The organism is Micromonospora sp. NPDC049559, from assembly GCF_040676675.1.
Taxonomy (GTDB): domain Bacteria; phylum Actinomycetota; class Actinomycetes; order Mycobacteriales; family Micromonosporaceae; genus JBFAPK01.
In genome coordinates this window covers 20,585-36,835 of record NZ_JBFAPK010000002.1, presented here as the reverse complement: position 1 = coordinate 36,835, position 16,251 = coordinate 20,585, and the positions used below count along the sequence as shown (strand labels likewise).

11 protein-coding genes are annotated in these 16,251 nt (G+C 72.0%); 6 read left to right on the top strand and 5 right to left on the bottom strand.

The genetic code is table 11. From position 1 onward, the window contains the following. Positions 1 to 90 precede the first annotated feature (90 nt). Together AB0J86_RS03260 and AB0J86_RS03255 are read left to right on the top strand one after the other, a co-directional pair. Positions 91 to 228 carry a hypothetical protein gene (locus AB0J86_RS03260; RefSeq protein ID WP_363851751.1) on the top strand — a complete coding sequence of 46 codons (138 nt, stop codon included), beginning with the start codon at positions 91 to 93 and terminating at the stop codon, positions 226 to 228. Positions 229 to 352: 124 nt separating this feature from the next. After that, the gene (locus AB0J86_RS03255; protein WP_363851748.1) at positions 353 to 2,119 is read left to right on the top strand and encodes a thiamine pyrophosphate-dependent enzyme; all 1,767 of its coding nucleotides are present in this window, start codon (positions 353 to 355) and stop codon (positions 2,117 to 2,119) included. Positions 2,120 to 2,280: 161 nt separating this feature from the next. Here the strand turns inward: AB0J86_RS03255 and AB0J86_RS03250 are convergent, their stop codons facing one another. Further along, entirely contained in the window at positions 2,281 to 4,917 is a 2,637-nt protein-coding gene (locus tag AB0J86_RS03250; RefSeq protein WP_363851746.1) for a discoidin domain-containing protein, read from the bottom strand. Between the two features lie 622 nt (positions 4,918 to 5,539). On the opposite strand from AB0J86_RS03250, the gene AB0J86_RS03245 reads away from it, so the two are divergent. From AB0J86_RS03245 to AB0J86_RS03235, 3 genes are read left to right on the top strand one after another with little or no spacing between them, the layout of a single operon-like run. Beyond that, complete coding sequence (locus tag AB0J86_RS03245) at positions 5,540 to 6,886, top strand: extracellular solute-binding protein (RefSeq protein ID WP_363851743.1); 1,347 nt, start codon at positions 5,540 to 5,542, stop codon at positions 6,884 to 6,886. Between the two features lie 9 nt (positions 6,887 to 6,895). Continuing rightward, positions 6,896 to 7,885 carry a sugar ABC transporter permease gene (locus tag AB0J86_RS03240; RefSeq protein WP_363851741.1) on the top strand — a complete coding sequence of 330 codons (990 nt, stop codon included), beginning with the start codon at positions 6,896 to 6,898 and terminating at the stop codon, positions 7,883 to 7,885. Continuing rightward, positions 7,882 to 8,802, top strand: coding sequence for a carbohydrate ABC transporter permease (locus AB0J86_RS03235; protein WP_363851738.1), 921 nt, complete (start codon positions 7,882 to 7,884; stop codon positions 8,800 to 8,802). The genes AB0J86_RS03240 and AB0J86_RS03235 overlap by 4 nt, the downstream gene beginning before the upstream one ends. A 15-nt stretch (positions 8,803 to 8,817) precedes the next feature. Here AB0J86_RS03235 and AB0J86_RS03230 read toward each other — a convergent pair whose 3' ends face one another. Beyond that, on the bottom strand, positions 8,818 to 9,165 hold the full coding sequence (locus AB0J86_RS03230; protein WP_363853015.1) for a nuclear transport factor 2 family protein: 348 nt from the start codon (positions 9,163 to 9,165) through the stop codon (positions 8,818 to 8,820). A 222-nt stretch (positions 9,166 to 9,387) separates the two neighbouring features. Here AB0J86_RS03230 and AB0J86_RS03225 point away from each other — a divergent pair, with 222 nt between their 5' ends. After that, entirely contained in the window at positions 9,388 to 10,290 is a 903-nt protein-coding gene (locus tag AB0J86_RS03225) for a LysR family transcriptional regulator (RefSeq protein WP_363851735.1), read from the top strand. A 107-nt stretch (positions 10,291 to 10,397) separates the two neighbouring features. Here AB0J86_RS03225 and AB0J86_RS03220 read toward each other — a convergent pair whose 3' ends face one another. The 3 genes from AB0J86_RS03220 to AB0J86_RS03210 form a co-directional block, all read right to left on the bottom strand. Beyond that, on the bottom strand, positions 10,398 to 11,741 hold the full coding sequence (locus AB0J86_RS03220) for a glycoside hydrolase family 18 protein (RefSeq protein WP_363851732.1): 1,344 nt from the start codon (positions 11,739 to 11,741) through the stop codon (positions 10,398 to 10,400). Between the two features lie 153 nt (positions 11,742 to 11,894). Next, positions 11,895 to 12,983 (bottom strand): multicopper oxidase domain-containing protein, encoded by a 1,089-nt coding sequence (locus tag AB0J86_RS03215; protein WP_363851729.1) that lies wholly within the window; start codon positions 12,981 to 12,983, stop codon positions 11,895 to 11,897. Between the two features lie 16 nt (positions 12,984 to 12,999). After that, complete coding sequence (locus AB0J86_RS03210; RefSeq protein WP_363851726.1) at positions 13,000 to 16,179, bottom strand: family 16 glycoside hydrolase; 3,180 nt, start codon at positions 16,177 to 16,179, stop codon at positions 13,000 to 13,002. Positions 16,180 to 16,251 lie beyond the last annotated feature (72 nt).

Here is a 16,251-nt window from a genome sequence, read left to right as displayed (position 1 = left end):
GGGTAAGCGCGGGCCAGGAGTCCGCGCGGGCGATGCGCCCGCCGTACCGAGGGGAGGCCGGAGATGGCCGGTCGGGAAGATCTCCACGAGATGCGTCAGCGTGCCCACGAGAAGGGCATCGAGGGCAGCTCGAAGATGGACGAGAAGCAGTTGCGCGACGCGATGAAGAGGATGGACCGAGGCGCCGACCCCATGATGGCCAAGCAACAGGCCAAGGGCAACCGGTGACGGGTGCCGTGGCGGCCGGTCGGCGAGCCCGACCGGCCGCCGCGGCGGGGTTTGTCGTGCGGATGCAGGGGTAGCGGGACGGGGAGCGCGTCGTCGGTACGCGCCGGGGGAAGGGTGCCGCCCGATGCAGGAGATCGTGGGACAGTGCCTGGCCAGGCGGTTGGTCGAGTGGGGGGTCGACACGATCTTCGGCCTGCCCGGCGACGGCATCAACGGGCTGATGGAGGGGTTCCGGCGCGAGCGGGCGCGGCTGCGGTTCGTGCTGGTGCACCACGAGGAGGCGGCCGCCTTCATGGCGACCGGGTACGCCAAGGCCACCGGCCGGCTGGGCGTCTGCGCGGCCACCTCCGGGCCGGGCGCCATCCACCTGCTGAACGGCCTCTACGACGCGAAGCTCGACCACGTGCCGGTGCTGGCGATCACCGGGATGCAGGAGACCTCGGTGCTGGGCTCGCACTACCAGCAGGAGGTGCACACCCAACTGCTGTACCAGGACGTCGCCGACTACAACCTGATGGTGACCAACCCGCAGCAACTGCCCGGGGTGGTCGACATCGCGATCCGTACCGCCCTGGCAAACCGCACGGTGTCGCACCTGACCTTTCCCAACGACGTGCAGGTCGCGCCGGCCGCGGAGGACCCGTACCGGCACGTCAGCCCCGGTACGCCGCCGCGGAGCAGCACGGTCGTGTCGCGCCCGCCCGTCGCGCCGGAGCCGGCGGAGCTGGCCCGTGCCGTGGAGGTCCTCTCGGCCGGCAGGAAGGTCGCCATGCTGGTCGGGATCGGTGCCCGGGACGCGGGCGCGGAGGTGGTCGCGGTCGCCGACGCGCTCGGCGCGCCGATCGTGAAGACGCTCCCGGGCAAGCACGTGGTGCCCGACGACCACCCGCTCACCACCGGCGGGCTCGGGCTGCTCGGTACGCGGCCCAGCGAGGAGCTGATGGAGGAGTGCGACACGCTGCTGATGGTCGGCACCTCCTTCCCGTACGGGAAGTACCTGCCCTCGCCGGGGCAGGCGCGGGTCGTGCAGATCGACCTGGATGCCAGCCTGAGCGCGTTGCGCCTGCCGGTGGAGGTGGCGTTGACCGCCGACTCGGCCAGCACGCTGCGGGCGCTGCTGCCGATGCTGCCGCGCAACGGGGACCGCTCGTTCCTGGAGAAGTACCAGAAGGGGCGGGACGAGTGGCGGACGCGGATGGGGGCGCTCCAGGACGCGAGCCGCCGGCCGATCGCGCCGCAGTACCTGATGGGCTGCGTCGACGAGCTGGCCGCCGACGACGCGATCCTGACCTGTGACTCGGGCACGGTGGCGACCTGGGCGGCCCGGCACTGGACCATCCGGGGCGGGCGGGAGTTCTACCTCTCGGGCAACCTGGCGACGATGGCCTGCGGGCTGCCGTACGCCATCGGCATCCAGCAGGCCTACCCGGGCCGGCAGGTGATCGCGTACCCGGGCGACGGCGGCTTCGCGATGCTGATGGCCGAGTTCCTCACGGCGGTACGGCACGACCTGCCGGTGAAGGTGATCGTCAACAACAACAACTCGTACGGGCAGATCCTCTGGGAGCAGATCATCCTCGGCTACCCCGAGTACGCGGTGCGGCACCGCGAGCCGGAGCCCGACTTCGGCGCCTGGGCGCGCGGCTGCGGCGCGTACGGGGTCAAGGTCACCGAGCCGGGGGACGTCTCCGGGGCGGTCCGGGAGGCGTTGGCGCACCCGGGCCCGGCGCTGGTGGACTGCGACGTGAACCCGAACGAGCCGCCGATGCCCGGCAAGGTCAGGTACGAGCAGGCGAAGCACTTCACCGAGGCGTTCCTGCGCGGCCAGCCGCACAAGATGTCGACGCTCGCGACGGTGGCCCGCGACAAGATCAACGAGCTGCGTTCCTGACCTCCGGACGCCCTTCACGGGCGGGACCGGGCGGACTTCGGCGGCCGGCCCGCGCCACCGCCCCCATGCCGCCGGATCGCCGGCTCGGGACGCGCCGGTGGCGGCACCGCGAGCGGTGCCGCCACCGTGGGTGTGGTCCCGACCGTCGGTACGGTGCGGGCCTACGGGTAGTTGTTGACGTAGGCCGGGATGGTGGCGGTGCCCTGCGCCGGCCCGCCGGTGTTGTTGATGACGTGGGTGATGGTGCCGTTGCCGCCGAGCGAGACGGCGAGCAGGCCGTGGAAGCGGACGCCGGAGGTGTCCGGCACCTCGAACGCCCGGGTCGCGTTGACGCTCGGGTTGACGTTGAAGTAGCAGTAGCTGCCGACGCCCCACGCCTCGTGGCTGGTGACCGAGTTCGCCACCTTGTACGCCGCGTAGCCGTTGGTGCTGCCGTTCATCCAGGCGGCCTGGTTCGGCGGGTCGTACGGCATCTCGTTCTGGAAGAAGATCGTCCGGCCACCCTGACCGTTCCAGATCAGCTGGTACTTCTGGTAGTGCTCGACGAAGAGGCCGTACGCGGTCACGTTGTTGCCGTTGACGATCAGGCCGGTGTCGGCCGTGTTGACGTCCCAGCCGACCCCGGTGTCGTGGTCGCCGCGCCACGCCCAGATGTGGTCGATGATCGTGTTGCTGCTGTTCACCACCACGCTGGTGGTGGCCTTGCCCACGCCGCCGCCGCCGATCCGGAAGAAGACGTCCTGGATCGAGGTGGGGTTGGCCGCGTGGCTGGTACCGGCCGAGCCGTCCGGCCCGACCCGCAGCAGCAGCGGCGAGTTGACCGGGCCGGCGTCGAAGAGCAGGCCGGCCAGCTTCACGCCGTCGACGTCCGCCACGGTCATCGGGATCACGCCGTTGTCCGGGATCAGCGTCGCGTAGCCCAGCCCGAGCACGACCGTGTTGGCGCGGGTCACGTTGATGGTCTGGTTGACGTGGTAGATGCCCGGGGTGAAGAGCAGGTGCAGGCCCTGGGCGAGCGCGTTGTTGATGGTCGCCACCGAGTCACCCGGCTTGGCCACGTAGAACTGGCTGAGCGGGATCGAGGTGCCGGCCGTGCTGCCGCCGGTCCAGGTGGCGCCCGACGAGTTGGTGCGCAGCGCCGGTACGAAGACCCGGTAGGCGCCACCGGAGTCGACGTAGAGGAACGGCTTCTCCCGGGTCACCGGGCTGGTGTTGAGCACGGTGTGCGAGGGGTTCGGGAAGTGCTGCGGCGGCGCGCCCGCCACCCCCGAGAAGACCATGTTCCAGACCGAGCCGTCCCAGCTGCCGTACTGGCTGTCCCGGGAGATCCACTGCTGCTGCGAGTACGACTGGACCTGGCCGTCGACCTTGCTGTCGGAGATGTAGCCGCCGCTGGCCCAGCCGTAGCTGGCCGGGGCGAGGTTCAGGTTGCCCCGGATGTGCATCCGCCGGAACGGCGCGGCCTGGGAGACGGCCCAGCGGGTGAAGCCGGCCGACGGGTTGATCGAGAGGTTCTCCGCCGAGCGCCAGAAGTTCTGGGTGGCGTTGCCGTTGAACCAGCCCGCGTCGACGGTGACGTCGCCGTTGATGGTGACGTTGTCGGGGGAGAGACCCAGTCCGGAGATCGAGGTGTAGAAGCCGATCTGGGCGTGGATGTTGTTGTACGTGCCCGGCTTGAAGAGCAGCTGGTAGCGGGCCGTACCGAACTGGCTGCGCTCCTGCTGGTTGAAGATGGCGTCCAACTGGCTCTGGATCGAGGCGCTCGACATCGACGGGTCGAAGACCTTGACGTTCGGGCCGAGGTCACCGCCGCCCGGCGGGGGCGTCCCGGTGGGGGTGGTGGTCGGCGTGGCGGTCGGGGTGGTGGTCGGTCCGCCGCCGCCGGTACGGACGGCGAACTCCCAGAGCGAGTAGCCGTAGCCGGTGCCCCGGGCGGTGCCGTAGACCCGTACGTAGCGGCCGGTGCCGCTGACGTCGAGGGTCTGGGTGCCGCCGGTGCCGGTGGTGGTGCTGTAGACGCTGGTCCAGTTGGCGGCGTCGGTGGAGACCTGGACCTGGAAGGCGCGGGCGTAGGCGGCCTCCCAGGTCAGCACGACCTGGCAGATCTGCTGCGCCGAGCCGAGGTCGACCTGCAACCACTGCGGGTCGCTGGCGGCGCTGGACCAGCGGGTGCCGGTGTTGCCGTCGACGGCGGCCGAGGCGGGGAAGCCCGCGTCCTGGACCGACGAGGCGGTGGCCGGGCGTCCCTGGGCCGCGTTGCCGCTGCCGCAGCCCGCGGTACCGCCGATGGTGCCGTAGACCTGGAACTCCCAGAGCGAGTAGCCGTAGCCGGTGCCCCGGGCGGTGCCGTAGACCCGTACGTAGCGGCCCGTGCCGGTGACGTCGAGGGTCTGGGTGCCGCCGGTGCCGGTGGTGGTGCTGTAGACGCTGGTCCAGTTGGTGGCGTCGGTGGAGACCTGGACCTGGAAGGCGCGGGCGTAGGCGGCCTCCCAGTTGAGCACCACCTGGCTGACCGAGGCCGTGGCGCCGAGGTCGACCTGGAGCCACTGCGGGTCGCTGGCGGTGCTGGACCAGCGGGTGCCGGTGTTGCCGTCGACGGCGGCCGAGGCGGGAGTGCCGGCGTTCTCGGTGGAGGAGGCCGTCGCCGGCCGGCCCTGCGAGAGCAGCGTGGGGGCGGCGCTGGCGGCGGTGGTGGTGGTCACCGCGTAGCCGCCGAGCAGTGTGATCACCGCGGCGGCGAGGGCGACGAGATAGCGGGATCTGCGGCGGCGGACCGCCCGGTGTGTGCGGGATGGCATGGCAACTCCCTGGGGGTGAGACGCTGCGGGCCGCGCCGCACGGGGGAGAGCGGCGATGCCGGCAGCCTGGGGGACCGGGACGCCGGCGGCCGCCGGCGTCCCGATCGGTTGGAGAGCGCTCTCAGGTAGAGACTCATCACCGTCTACATCTCTGTCAAGACGACGGAGGGGTCACGTTTCTGTTACGGCGACACGCGTTCGTGACGGCCAGGCCCCGGACAAGTGCCCTGGCCAGGATATTTGTTGTCGGCGGCAGCAATGGTGGTCGGCGGCCGGCGTGGAAATCTCGTCGACACGCGTCGGCAATCCCGAAGTAACGACAAATGGCTATATCCGCGCCCCGGCAGCGGCCGTACCGGAACGCGCTCTCACGGCCGTGACCTGCCCGTACGCCCGCCGGTCCGCCGGCCGCCCGGCGGACCCCCGCTCCACCGGGCCCGGACCCGGCGGGGCGAATCCGCCGCGGTTCGCGTTATCCCGAGCCCCGCCGCCGGTCTCCGAGTCGGGCGACCCGCGTCTGAACTGCGAGTTTGAACCGACCGGCGGGATGGGAAGTAGCGGATCACTTTGTCACGGGAAGCCTCCGCGCGCGGCGCGGGGGCCTTCGGCACGGGGAGGACGAATGCTGCGAAGGACTGCCGGTACCGCGGTCGTGGCGGCACTGGCGCTCGCGGTCGCCGGGTGCGGGGGGATCGGCGGCGGGGGTCGGGACTCCGGTGCCGCGGGCGACAGCGCGCTGACCACCATGGGCTTCAGCCTGCCCGACGAGATCGCCACCACCCGCGTCGACCTGTTCAAGCGGGAGCATCCCGACGTGAAGCTGACCATCACGGAGGGGAGCTTCGACGAGCAGCAGTTCCTCTCCGCGGTCGCCTCCGGCAATCCGCCGGACCTGGTCTACCTCGACCGCAAGCTCGTCGGCACGTACGCCAAGCGCGGGTCGGTCGTACCGATGACCGACTGCGTCCGGGACCAGGGCATCGACCTGGGCCAGTACCGGCCGGACGCGCGCCAGCAGCTCACCCTCGACGGCACGCTCTACGGCATCCCCGAGTTCTACAGCGTCCGGGTCGTCTACCTCAACGAGGCGGTGCTCCGGCGGGCGGGCCTGACCGCCGCCGACGTCGACCTCGGCGACTGGGCGGGGCTCGCCGCGCTGAACGCCCGACTGGCCGCCGTCTCCGGCGGGAAGCTCACCCGGATCGGCGTCGACCCCAAGATCCCCGAGTTCCTGCCGATGTGGGCCCGGGCCAACGGCGCCGACCTGCTCTCCGCGGACGGCCGTACCGCCCAGCTGACCGACCCCCGGGTCCTGGAGGCGCTGCGCGCGGGCGTACGGCTGATCCAGGACCAGGGCGGCTGGGGGAAGTTCAAGTCGTTCCGGGACACCTTCGACTTCTTCGGCGCGGAGAACCCGCTCGCGCGTGACCAGATCGCGGTCTGGCCGATGGAGGACTGGTTCCTCAACGTCGCGGCGAAGAACACCCCGAACGCCGAACTGGTGGTCAAGCCCTTCGTGGACCGGCAGGGCCACCCGCTGACCTACGCCTCCGGGATGGCCTGGGTGATCCCGAAGGGGGCCAAGCACCCGGACGCCGCCTGCGCCTTCGTCAAGTCGATGACCGCCGCCGCAACCTGGGTCGCCGCCGCGAAGGCGCGGCTGGCCGCCCGCCAGGCCCAGCACCAGCCCTTCACCGGGCTCTACACCGGCAACGTCGCGGCCGACCGGCAGATCTTCGCCGAGGTCTACCGGCCCAGCGGCAACAAGCGCTTCGACGACGCCGTACAGACGATCCTCTCCGTCCAGGACGCCGGCTTCTCGATGCCCGCCTCGCCCGCCGGCGCCGAGTTCGACAAGGCCTGGACCGACGCGGTGAACCGGGTACTGGCCGGACAGAGCGATCCGGAGGCGGCCCTGGCCCGGGCGCAGCGCGAGGCGAGCGCCGCGCTCGACCAGGCGTCGCGGTAGGCCCGGGCGATGACCACCACCACCCACACCGGCCCGGGGGCGGCGCCACCCGCCGCCCCCGGCCCGGCTACCGCGCCGCGCCGGCGGCGGGCCTCGGCGCTGACCCGGCAGGAGACCCGCTGGGCGTACGTCTTCCTGGCGCCCTGGATCGTCGGCTTCCTCGCCTTCTCCGCCGGCCCGATGATCGCCAGCGCCTGGCTGAGCCTCACCGACTACGACGTGGTCAACGCGCCGCGCTTCACCGGGCTCGACAACTACCGCCGGCTCGTCGCCGACCCGATGGTGCTGCGCAGCCTGGGCAACACGGTCTACTTCGCCCTGCTGCACGTACCGCTGGTGATGGCCGTCTCGCTCGGCCTGGCCATGCTGCTCACCCGGGTCCGCCGGCTGCGGGGCTTCTTCCGTACCGTCTTCTACCTGCCGGTGATGACGCCCGCGGTCGCGGTCGGGGTGCTCTTCCTGCTGCTGTTGAACACGCAGGACGGGCTGGTCAACCGGGCGCTGGGGCTGGTCGGCCTCGACGGTCCGAGCTGGACCACGGACCCGGACTGGATGATGCCGGGGATCGTGCTGATGAGCCTCTGGAGCCTCGGCTCGACCGTGGTCATCTACCTGGCCGCGTTGCAGAACGTGCCGCCCGAACTCTACGAGGCGGCGACGGTGGACGGGGCGTCGGCGTGGCAGCGGTTCCGCCGGGTCACGCTGCCGATGATCTCGGGCGCGCTCTTCTTCACCATGATCGTCAACACCATCTCGGCGCTGCAGATGTTCACCGAGGTCTACACGATGTACTTCGGCAACCGCCAGACGCAGAACTCCTTCAGCGCCGACGCGGCGACGTTCTACGTCATCTACCTCTTCCAGCAGGCGTTCCAGTTCCTGCACATGGGCTACGCCTCGGCGCTGGCCTGGCTGCTCTTCCTGGTGGTCATGGCGGTCACCGTGGTGCAGCTCAAACTCGGCAACCGGTTCGTCTACTACGAGGGGGAGCAGCGGTGACCGCGGCCCTGACCCCGCCGGCCGACGTGCCGGCCCGCCGCGACACGACACCGGCGGCGACCGCGCCGGCCCGGCGCCGGCCGCACCGGCCGTCGCGGTGGCGCCGGCTGCCGGTGCTGGTCGCGCTGGTGCTGGCCGCCGTGGTCTTCCTGGCGCCGTTCGCCTGGCTGGTCGCCGCCTCGCTGCGGCCCCGCGAGTACGTCTTCACGACCGGCTTCCTGCCCGTGCCGTTCCAACCGGAGAACTACCGTACGGCGTGGCAGGCGGTGCCGCTGTTGACCTGGCTGTTCAACAGCGTCACGGTGGGCGTGGCCGCCGCGCTGGCGGTGACGCTCTCCAGCGCCTGGGTCGCCTTCGGCTTCGCGTACTTCCGCTTTCCCGGGCGCGACCTGCTCTTCGGGCTGGTGCTGGCGACGATGATGCTGCCGTTCGCGGTGACGATGATCCCGACGTACCTGGTCTGGTCGCACCTGCGGCTGGTGGACACCCAGGTACCGCTCTGGGCGGGCAACCTCTTCGGCTCGGCCTTCTACATCTTCCTGCTGCGACAGTTCCTGCTCTCCGTACCGCGCGAGTACTTCGAGGCAGCCCGGGTCGACGGGGCCGGCTATCCCCAGCTGTTCTGGCGGATCGCCTTCCCGCTGATCCGGCCGGCGCTGCTGGTGGCCTTCGTCTTCGAGTTCAAGGCGAGCTGGACCGACCTGGTCAAACCGCTGATCTACCTGCGCCGCGAGGAGCTCTACACCCTGCCGCGCGGGCTCAAGGTGGTGCTCGACCGGTTCGGGTACGGCGGCGAGCAGCAGTGGGAGGTCGTCCTCGCCGGCAGCGTGATCGCCACCATCCCGATGATCATCCTGTTCTTCCTGGCGCAGCGGCACTTCGTCGAGGGGATCGTCACCAGCGGGCGCAAGGGCTGAGCGGCCCCGCCCGCCTCACGGCTTCGCCGGCCGGGTGAACTCCGGCTGGTCGAGCACCCGCAGCCAGGAGCCGTCCGGCTGCCGGCGGACGACCTGCGCCCGCGCCCCGGCGCCGTCCCTCGGTGGGGTCGAGGTGAGCGCGAGGTCGCCGCTGACCAGCGTGGGCAGCGACTCCTCCGGCTCGAAGTGCGGCCGGTTCGCCAGGACCTTCTCCCAGAGTGCCCGGATCGCCGCCCGGCCCACCGTCACGCTCCCCGGCGGGTACGCCAGCACGGCGTCCTCCTCGTACAGCGCGGCGACGCCCTCGGCGTCCCCCGCGTTGGAGCGCCGTACGAAGAGCCGGGTGATCTCCTCGGGCGTCATGGCCTTCTCGTGGTCCGACATCATGATCCTTTCGTGGTCTCGCCGACGCGGTCGCTCGCGCCCCGCGCCCCTCCCGCGTCCGCGGCTCTTCCGCGCGCGTCCGCGGCTCTTCCGCGTGCGTCCGATTGCGTTCGCGTCCGCGTCGCATTCGCCGTTCAAGCATCTGCGGCCCGCTACCAGAAGTCCAACAGCTTGTTCTGCTGGCATCTAGAATTACTGGTTATGGAACTCAGGCAGCTGGAGTACTTCGTCGCGGTCGCGGAGGAGGCGAACTTCACCCGGGCCGCCGAGCGCGTCCGGATCAGTCAGTCGGGCGTCAGCGCGCAGATCCGGCAGCTCGAACGCGAACTGGGCGCCGCCCTGATCGACCGCTCCACCCGTACCGCGACCCTCACCGCGGCCGGCGTCGCCGCGCTCGAACCCGCCCGGGCCGCGCTCGCCGCGGCCGGCGCCGTCCGGCAGGCCGTCGGCGAGGTGACCGGCCTCATCCGGGGGCACCTCACCGTCGGGATGATCATCGGCTGCACGGTGACCCCGCTCTTCGAGGCGCTCGCCGCGTTCCACCGCGCGCATCCCGGCGTCGAGGTCACGCTGGTCGAGGAGAACTCCGAGCGGCTGGTCGAGGGGGTCCGCTCCGGCGCGCTCGACCTCGCGCTCGTCGGTACCGCCGATCCCGCCCCCGCCGGCCTGAACGCCCTCACGATCGTCAGCGAGCGGCTCGTCGCGCTGGTACCGCCGGGCCACGTACTGGCGAAGCGGGAGACCGCGACCCTCGCGGAGGTCACCGAGCACCCGATCGTCTGCATGCCCGAGGGGACCGGCATCCGTACCGTCCTCGACCGCGCCTGCGCCGCGCAACGCCTCCAGCCGGCCATCGCCCTGCGGGCGAGCGCCGCCGACGCCATCGCCGACCTGGCCGCCCGCGGGCTCGGCGTCGCCGTGCTCAGCGAGTCCATGGCCGGCCAGTACGCCGACCGCCTCACCGCCGTCGCGGTCGCGGACGTCACCGACCGGGCCCTGCTGGCCCTGGTCTGGAGCGCCACGGAGAGCGCCGCCCTGCACCGCCTGGTGCGGCACTGCGCCGACGCCTTCGGCATCCGCCGCGGGCGGCCCGCCCCGCCCTGAGACGTCGTACCGGCGGGCGGGCCGCGACGAGACGGGCGCCCCCGCCCGGGGAGCCGGGCGGGGGCGCGACAGGTCAGGCGAGGGCGCGACGGCCGGGGCGCCGGAGGTCAGCGGGTCCGCAGGCCGAGGCCGATGGTCCTGCTCAGCGTGGCGTTGTCGTCGTCGCCGTCCAGCGACCAGATCATCGCCCCGCCGAGCCGCTGCTGCCGGATCCAGAGCGCCTTCTGCAGCACCACCACGGGATCGTCGTACGTCCACAGGGTGGTCCCGTCGAAGAGCCACGCGTGCCCGGCGCGCAGGTCCCGGTGCAGCGTGAAGCCCTTGCCGGGCAACTCCTTGAGCAGCTTGTAGTCCTCGTATCCGGCCTCGTACGTGGCCGGTGCCGGGGCCGCAGCGGGCCGGAACAGCCCGTTCCCGCCGCCCGTGACGCCGGTCCAGCCGCGACCGTAGTAGGGGATGCCGAGCACCAGCTTGTCCCGGGGCGCGCCCCGGTCCAGCCATCCGCCGACCGCCACCTCCACCGAGAAGTCCGGGTCGTCGGGGGCGCCGGCCGGCACCCGCAGCGCCGACTGCTGGTTGGTGACCGCGTCCCAGCCGCCGTGGAAGTCGTACCCCTGGACGGTGGCGAAGTCGAGGTACTTGAAGATCTTCCGGCCCTCGTAGCCGGCGTCCATGGCCGCCGGGTTGGCCGGCAGGAAGGCGGTCAGCTCGTAGTGCCGGCGCGCCTGGCGACCGTACGCGTCGAGCTGGCGGCGGAACTCCGCGAGGAGCTTGGTGAAGTTCTCCCGGTCCGCCTCCCGGGTCACGTTGTCGACGTCGCCGGGCCAGTTCGGCCACTCCCAGTCCAGGTCGATGCCGTCGAAGACGCCGGCCGCCGCGCCCGGCCCGCCGCTGCCGCCGGCCGCCGGCAGGTTGCCCCTGAGGTACAGGTCGATGCAGGAGGCGACGAACGCCTTGCGCGAGGCGTCGGTGAGGGCCGCGTTCGAGAAGTAGGTCGACCAGCTCCAGCCGCCCAGCGAGATGAGCACCTTGAGGTCCGGGTGCCGGGCCTTCAGTTTGGCCAGCTGGTGGAAGTTGCCGGCCAGCGCCTGGCCGGGCTGGTCGGCGACCCCGTCGACGCTCTCCTCGGCGGGGACCGGGCGCTGGTAGTCGGCCCACGGATCGCCCTCGCCCGGGCCGCCGTCGAGGTAGCAGCGACCGTCTGCCGAGACGTTGCCGAAGGCGTAGTTGACGTGGGTGAGCTGGTCGGCGGCGCCGGAGGTCTCCAGCTTTTTCACGGTGAAGGCGCGGGCGTAGATGCCCCACTGGGTGAAGTAGCCGACCTTGCGGAGGGAGGTACCGTGACCGGCCGGGCCGGGCTGTGCGCTCGCCCCCGTCGCGGGGGCGGCGGTGAGCAGTACCGCGACCGTGGCGGCCAGGGCGGCGAAGGTGCGGGCGGATCGGTATCGCATCCATGCTCCCGGGGTAGTGAGCCCTATCTGTAAAGACACCTTTCAATTCGATGAAGTTAAGCGAGCCGTGGTCCCGGGTCAATGGGCCGACCGGCGCGGATACCCGATCCGGGCACCCGCGCCGTCGAACCGACCGCTCCGCCTGGTCGTGGCTCAGTGGTGGCCGTGGCCGGGCGGCATCTGACCGTTCTCGTCCAGCACGTGCAGCATGGTGGACATCCCGGCGTCCGAGTGGAACTGCATGTGGCAGTGCAGCATCCAGTGCCCCGGACCGACCGAGTCACCGGCGATCACCTGGAGCCCGAACGAGTCGCCCGGCCCCAGGGTGCGGTTGTCGATGATCGGTGTGTTGTCGACGGCCGCGCCCTCCCCGGTGAGCACGCCCGTGCGGGTGTCGGCCCAGGAGTGCCCGTGCAGGTGCCACGTGTGCATGTCGTTGCCGATGCCGATCACGATGAACTCCACCCGCTCGCCCTTGCGCGCCACCAGGCAGGTCGGGCCGGGCTGCGGGTTGTACGGGTCGCACGTGTCGGCGGCCGCGCCGCGCCGCAGGTTGATGGTCTGCCGGTCCCCGAAGACCGACACGTACGTCCGGTCCGGCCTCGGGTCGCCCGGACGGCGTACCACCACGCCACCGAAGAGCCCCGAGTTGAGGCCCTGGGTGCCGTGCGCGTTGCCGACCACGTGGTCGTGGTACCACCAGTAGCCGGCCGTACCGGGCGTGCCGGCCTCCGGGTTCCGCTTCTGGGCGTACCAGAGGTAGGTGCGCGACTGGCCCGACGGCACGAACGAACCGCTGTGCACCGTACCGTCGGACTGCTGGGTGTACTTCACGCCGTGCACGTGCAGCGACACGCCGAGCGGGTGGTTCGGGTCGGTACGCAGCTGGGCCAGGGTGGTGGCCGGGACCTCGTTGTGCAACGTGATCGCCAGGCACTCGCCCTCGACCATCTCGATCGTCGGCCCCGGGTACGAGGCGCTCTCCGCGCTCGTGCCGTAGCCGAGGCGGATCTGCCCGGTCTCCGGATCCCGGGGCAGCTCCATCGCGTACAGCTGCATGGTGCGGTCCGGGCGCTGGCAGCCCTCCGGCTGCTCGGGCGCGGCCGTCAGCACCCCGGCGGCCGACGCCAGCCCGCCGCTGCCCACGAGGACGGCGAGCAGGACCGCCTCGACGAGCAGGTACGCCCGCCACGACCGTGGCCGGCGCGGTGCCGGCGGCGACGACTGCGGCGTTGCCTCCATGGTGGACCTCCCTCGGTCAGCAGCAGGTGCAGGTCGTCGTGCCGTCCTCGCAGGCCGGCAGCGGCGAGATCCGTACGTCGCGGAAGCTGATCACGTCCCCGGCGCCGTGGTTCTGCAGCCCGACGTACCCGGTGCCGTGCTGCCGCCCCGACGTGCCCGGGTCGCCCGCGCGCGGAGGCGAGAAGGCGTTGCCCGGCAGGTTCAGGTACTCGTTGATCAGACGGCCGTCCCGGAAGATCGAGTACCGCTGCCCCATGACCCGGATCTCGTAGTTGTTCCAGGTCCCCTTCGGGGTCTGGTACGCCCCGGCCAGGTCGACCCGGTCGAAGCCGTAGACCGATCCGGTCTTGTACTGGTCGCCGTCGACCTTGTCGTAGATCTGCAGCTCGTGTCCGTACTTGATCGCCACCCACTCCGGGCGCGACTCGTCCGGGTGGTCGTGCACCCAGGGGAAGCGGACGAAGACGCCGCTGTTGGCCCGGCCGGTGCCCGGCGCGTCGTCGCGCCAGCGCAGCTTCAGCGAGAAGTTCCCGTACGCCTTCACCGGATACCAGAGCATCCCCATGCCGCCCTCGGCCCGGCTGGTGATCGAGCCGTCCGGGTTCAGCGTGAAGCCGCCCTCGCCCACCTGCTGCCAGCGGGCGAACGACTTCTGCGAGCCGTCGAGGATGGCCTGGTAGCCGTTCTGGGTGTCGGGCATGCCCACGCCCGAGCGGCCGGCCATCATGATCAGCCGGGACTGCTCCTTCTTCGTGACCACCCGGCGGTAGCGCAGGTCGTCCACGACGAACTGGACGTGCGCCACGAACTCGTCCTGGCTGGACCACTCCCGCTCGTCCTCGACCAGGTTGTTGATGGTGCACGTACGCTCGACGACCCGGTTGGCGACCTTGCTGTTGACCGTGCCGAACCAGACGTCGCGCCGGGTGTCGGCGACCGGGCACTGCGGATCCGAGCCGCTGCCGGCGACCCGGAAGGTGACCGATCCGGTGCCGGAGGTGTTGCCGGCCGCGTCGGTGGCCCGGTAGCTGAGCGTGTGCTCGCCGGGCCGGTTGACGGTCACCGGTGCGGAGTACCGGGCGTACGCGGCGCCGTCGAGCGCGTACTCCACCCGGGCCACGGCGGACTCGGCGTCGGTGGCCGTCAGGGTCACGGTCGCGCTGCCCAGGTAGACCCCGTCGGCGTCCGGCAGGCCGGAGAGCGCGGCGGTGACCACGGGCGCGGTGGTGTCGCCGCCGGGGGGCGCGACCACCGTGAAGCTGGTCGTCCCCACGGCCGAGGTGTTGCCGGCGAGGTCCGTGGCCCGGTAGTTCACCGCGTGCGCGCCGACCTGGTTCACCGTCACCGGCGCGGTGTACGCCGCGTACGCGGCCCCGTCGAGGGAGTACTCGATCCGGTCGACGCCGGAGCCGTCGTCGGTGGCCGCCAGGGTCACCGTGGCGGCGCCCTGGTACGCCCCGTCCGGATTGCGCTGCCCCGACACCTGAGCGGTCACCACCGGCGGGGTCCGGTCCTCGGCGGGCGGCGCGACCACCCGGAACGTCGCCGTGCCGACCGTGGAGGTGTTGCCGGCCCGGTCGGTGGCCCGGTAGCCCAGCGTGTGCGCGCCGGTCGCGGTCACCGTGACGGGCGCGGTGTAGGCCGCGTACGCGGCGCCGTCGAGGGAGTACTCGACCCGCGCGACGCCGGAGCCGGTGTCGGTGGCGGTGAGGGTGACCGTGGCGGTACCGACGTAGTCCTCGCCGTCGCGCTCGCCGGTGACCTGGGCGGTGACGGTGGGCGGGGTGGTGTCCCCGCCCGACCCGGCGAGCACCGTGAACGTCGCCGTGCCGACCGTGGAGGTGTTGCCGGCCCGGTCCGTGGCCCGGTAGCTCACCGTGTGGTCGCCGGCCTGCTCCACCACCACCGGGGCGGCGTAGTGGGCGTAGGCGGCGCCGTCGAGGGAGTACTCGACGTGCTCGACGCCGGACTCGTCGTCGGTGGCGGTGAGGGTGACGGTGGCGCTGCCCAGGTACTCGCCGTCGCCGTTGCGCTCGCCGGTGACCTGGGCGGTGACGGTGGGCGGCGTGGTGTCCTCGCCGGACGGCGCGACCACGGTGAAGGCGACGGCCTGCGCCGGCGCCGTGTTGCCGGCCGCGTCGGTGGCCCGGTAGTCCACCGTGTGCGCGCCGGTCGCGGTCACCGTGACGGGCGCGGTGTAGGCCGCGTACGCGGCGCCGTCGAGGGAGTACTCGACCCGTTCGACGCCGGATTCGCTGTCGGTGGCGGTGAGGGTGACGGTGGCGCTGCCCAGGTAGTCCCCGTCGCCGTTGCGCTCGCCGGTGACCTGGGCGGTGACGGTGGGCGGGGTGGTGTCCTCGCCGGACGGCGCGACCACCGTGAAGGTGGCCGTCCCCACGGTGGAGGTGTTGCCGGCCGCGTCCGTGGCCCGGTAGTTGACCGTGTGGTCGCCCGTCGCGGTCACCGACACGGGCGCCGAGTACGTGCCGTACGCCTGGCCGTCCAGCGAGTACTCGATCCGCTGCACCCCGGATCCGCTGTCGCTGGCCGTGAGCGTGACGGTCGCGGCGCCGACGTAGTCGCCGTCGCCGTTGCGCTCGCCCGTGACCTGGGCGGAGACCGTCGGCGGGGTGGTGTCACCACCGCCGTCGGTCACCTCCAGGATGCCGTACATGCTGCCGTGCCCGGGGATCGCGCAGAAGTAGCGGTACCGCCCCGGCGTCAGCACCACGTCCACCTGGTGCCGCCCGCCGCTGCTGTCGTACGGGTCGGCCAGGATGTTCACGTTGGCGTCGCTGTTGTACGCCGGATCGCCCGTGACGAAGGTGAGCGTGTGCTGCATCCCGGTGGTGTTGCCGGTCGCCGCGCTGTTCTCGAAGACGATGGTGGTCGGGCCGGCCACCGCCGTCGCCGGCGCCGAGGTGTAGTGGGTGTAGTCGTTGCCGGCGGTCCAGGTCAGCACCTGCGCCTGCGGTTGCGACGCGGCGCCGCCCCGCGGCTCGGTCGCCGGCAGCGGACCGGGTCCGGCCAGGGCCGAGGCCGGCCGGGACCCCGGCGCGGCAGCCGCCGCGGCCGGTACGGGCGCCAGGGTCGCCGTCAGCAGCAGCGCGAGTCCCGCCGCGAGCCGCCGCAGGTGCGGCCCGCCGGCGGGGCGGTGGCGTGCGGGTGGAACCGGTCGGCGGCGGCGGTTCGGCACGGAAAACGGGGGGATGGTGTGCATGGATGTCCCTCTCACGGTTGCCTGGGCGCCGCCGGGACCCGCGGGGAG